Below are 3,486 nucleotides of genomic sequence, written 5' to 3' on the forward strand. Positions count from 1 at the left end.
GAGGGCTTTAAGCACCTTCTAGCTCTATCCAACAAAAATAAAAAAATGCTGACAGCAGAGATTGATGGTAAAAGACCTGTAGGGCGGCCTAGAAAGGTGTTGCTAGGAACTACAACAGCCACACACACAAGAGTGGTGCAAAAAGAGCAAGGGGAACAAGAAACTACACGGATTAACCAAGCCGACACAGATAGCCAAGAGAAAAGCACGCAAAGCACCCCAACGCAAGACCCACAGATGTCTAAGCCCCAAGAGCCTAAAAAATCAAGAGGTAGAAAGCCCAGTAGTGGCAAGGATCATCCCTAGACAACATTAATCTCAAAACATCACTACAATAGTGAGTGCTTCAAAATGTCACAAAACAATTGCAGAAGGCGCAAAAACAATAAGACACAAACAAACAGAAAATGTGTTATAATGCGAGAGTAACCCTTTTTGGGTGAGGACTCGTCTTGGCTTGCCAATGCGGAGTTGCCCTACCTTTGAGTAGGGAATATCAGATTACCTCGTTTCTAATTTTCTCTCTGATAGTTTCTAAGGTCTGTCTATCTACTCTTGACACCTTATTGCGCCTACGCCTAGCATCAAATATGCGAATCTGGTGAAGCAGAGCAACTTGTTCTACACCTATGCCCTCTTCCCTACTATCCCTAAATAGATGATGGTAGGGCATTTCTTTCTTGTGTATTTTACTAGAAAGAGGCACCCCTAAAAATAGTTTATTGGCCAGGACTCGCAACACCAACACGGGGCGTGTAAAGCTCGTAGATTTCCCATAGACCTCACACCCCACATTGTAGCCAACACAAACCCAATAGATATACCCAGGGATAACTTTATGTGGTGCTAATTTATTCGTGTTTTTCTTTTGCTTATTCCACTCGTCAAAAAGCTTGTCCATCCATCCTATCCTCTTTTTCTCTATTCTCCTTTTGGCCGTAACTCGACAACCGTGGCTCGACAAATCTACAAAGCGTATCTTTTGACTTTACGAACCTAATTTTTTCTTAATTCACTTGTTTCGAGGTCTTTTTCAAGATAGTAACGGATGCCTAAAATCACTCTATATGCTAATCCTTTGAAATGTTTTAGAATATTTATATCTGTTTCCAAAAATTCAGCAGCTTTTTTCTCCGTGTAGATGCCACTTTTACACAGAAAATCTTCCAACGCAAGTTTAGAGTGATATCGAATGCCTTTTATTACTAGGCACTCTTTTCCATAGCTTGAAGCCCGGAAATCTTGAAGAGAGTCTTCGATCGGCAAGCCTTTAAGAATCGCATCAACTTGTTCTTCTGTATAAGCAGAAGAAGTGCCTTCCTCGTAATCACGCTCTCTAAGTTCTTCAAAATATTCTTGCGGTGGGAGCAATTCTTTTGGGTAAAGATATTTGCCTCCAAACTTTAAATATATAGGTTCTTTGTTTTGATTGCGCAAAGTTACCAAGGTGCTCTCTTTAATACAGAACTCTTTAGCTAATCCTTTTGTGTCATAGAACCTACTTATGTTATCTAGCTCTAATGTTATATTATTTGCTTGCAAACGAGCATTGATATGTAGCTCTGGCCCACAATTTTGCAAGAGAAATTGATTCATGTCCGACTTGGGATAATAATATCTACTACCCACCTCTATGAATCTTGGCCCTTCTCCTCTTTCGCGAAAACTAGCACGAAGAGTAGTTAATAGGCTTGAGCTAACTCCAAGCTTTCTATAAATTTTTGTAGCAGGATAGGCATCATCGGGGGGGGGAGTAGTGTTAGAGATTTGATATATCTCTTGTTTAAACTCATCTTCTTTGAACTTACGAATGACCTCTTGAGAATAATAGCGTCTTCCACGCAATTTCATCCACTTTGGACCGATACCCTTCCTTGCCCAATCATTTAGAATATTTGGATCTTCAATACCTAAAAAATTTGCCGCTTGTCTGGTGTCCCATGCTTTTTCTGCATTTTCATCAGCATTATTTTCATCAAAATTTTCAATGTTTTTGTCAATTTTTGTTAAGTTTTGATTGTTTTGTTTATTTAAATTTTGTTGAAAATAATTCATATGTTTCTTACCTTTACCCTTTTTACTCATTTTAAATCCTTTCTATTATTGAAGTAGAGTTATAATATAATATTTTACTAAATTTGTCAAGTAATCGTTGTATAAAATTTACATATATATGTTGCATAGAATGTGAAAAACTTATCTTGTTGCTGGACCATAGTTCTGAAAATCCCTTGGAGCCCAAACAGCAAAGGCAAATTGTAGGCAATCTTTGAGCGTTCTAGGGCTATATCTACTCATTTTAGCTCTCCCTTACATTTGCCACATCTATGGATAAACGCCTAACATCTCACATCCTAACCCATAGCTTTGCCAACCACACCATAAACCCTTAGTTTTGGCTATAATAGTTGAGCATGTCAATTAATCTCTCCTCCTTCCCCCTATCTCCATTCTTTACGCCATATGACCCCATAACCATCACTTCATCCCTAACCCATACCAAACACTCTTTAACCCAAGAAAGCGTCCTACGGCCTTTTAAACGCAGATTCTCAGTTTAAAACCCACAAGCTCTCTTTGCTGCAATGACACCATAAAGCCACAAAACAAACTCATCTCTCACTTCAAAAGCCTCTCTTGGGGGTTTGGGGGGCTTGCCCCCCAAGTGTAAATCCCCAATAGATGCCAAGCGTCAGCTTGGCTTACCGATTCATGCACCCTTGCATCAAAAATTTTTCATTTTTTCTAAGTTTTCTCACCTGCTTTTGGGCTGATCCTAGTTCCCGAGCGCATGCGCGCGCGCGCGCAGGTTTTTAACCTTTTTAAAGGCTACGCCTTTTAACCTTTTTAGACCCCCAGCGAAGCCCGTGTGGGAGGGGGCTCGTGGAGAGTAACATGGAGTAAAATACGCACTAACATGGAGTAAAATACGCACTAACATGGAGTAAAATACGCACTAACATGGAGTAAAATACGCTTTTATAGATAGTATTCAGCTGAAATTATATTCTTAGTTTGATAAAATCATATTTGGCTCAATGCGATCAATAAAGGTGTAGTTATGGACATGTTGTCTCAACAGCAAGTAATAAGCCAGCAGATTAAGGCCTTGCAAACACTCATAGAAACAGAAACAGATTACACAATCAAACAAGTTTTAGAACAAAAACAAGCTGATTACGTCAACAAGTTAGTTGAGCTCACCACACAATCTACTACACCACAACTCCCAAACTCCACACAAGATCAAACAACTGCCACAAACACCCTAGAACAGCAACCAACACCGCTCACCACTACACAACCCATCACACAAGACCAACCCACAGACCAACAACCCATAAAAGCCGAAGTTATCGCCCAAGATACCCACACAATCCCCACAGCCATCGCTGAAAAATATGTAACCTTCCATAACGATGTCAATTCTGTATCTCTAGGTAGGCTAAGTGCATTAGAAGCCAATTTGCTCTTTGCCATCTTCAA

3 protein-coding genes and 1 pseudogene are annotated in these 3,486 nt (G+C 39.9%); 2 read left to right on the forward strand and 2 right to left on the reverse strand.

Going from position 1 to position 3,486, the window contains the following annotated elements; all coding sequences use genetic code 11:
* Positions 1–306: pseudogene (locus tag EAO38_RS08315) on the forward strand (hypothetical protein); the annotation flags it as partial.
* A 190-nt stretch (positions 307–496) separates the two neighbouring features.
* Here the strand turns inward: EAO38_RS08315 and EAO38_RS08320 are convergent.
* Together EAO38_RS08320 and EAO38_RS08325 are read right to left on the reverse strand one after the other, a co-directional pair.
* Positions 497–901: a type II toxin-antitoxin system PemK/MazF family toxin gene (locus EAO38_RS08320; RefSeq protein WP_121022831.1), complete on the reverse strand. Its 405-nt coding sequence runs from the start codon at positions 899–901 to the stop codon at positions 497–499.
* Between the two features lie 95 nt (positions 902–996).
* Entirely contained in the window at positions 997–2,085 is a 1,089-nt protein-coding gene (locus EAO38_RS08325) for a hypothetical protein (protein WP_121022833.1), read from the reverse strand.
* A 976-nt stretch (positions 2,086–3,061) separates the two neighbouring features.
* Here EAO38_RS08325 and EAO38_RS08330 point away from each other — a divergent pair.
* A partial coding sequence (locus tag EAO38_RS08330; protein ID WP_121022835.1) for a hypothetical protein occupies positions 3,062–3,486 on the forward strand: 425 nt, incomplete at its 3' end.

Origin of the sequence: Helicobacter vulpis, from assembly GCF_003660395.1 — a bacterium.
In the GTDB taxonomy this organism is placed as follows: domain Bacteria; phylum Campylobacterota; class Campylobacteria; order Campylobacterales; family Helicobacteraceae; genus Helicobacter; species Helicobacter vulpis.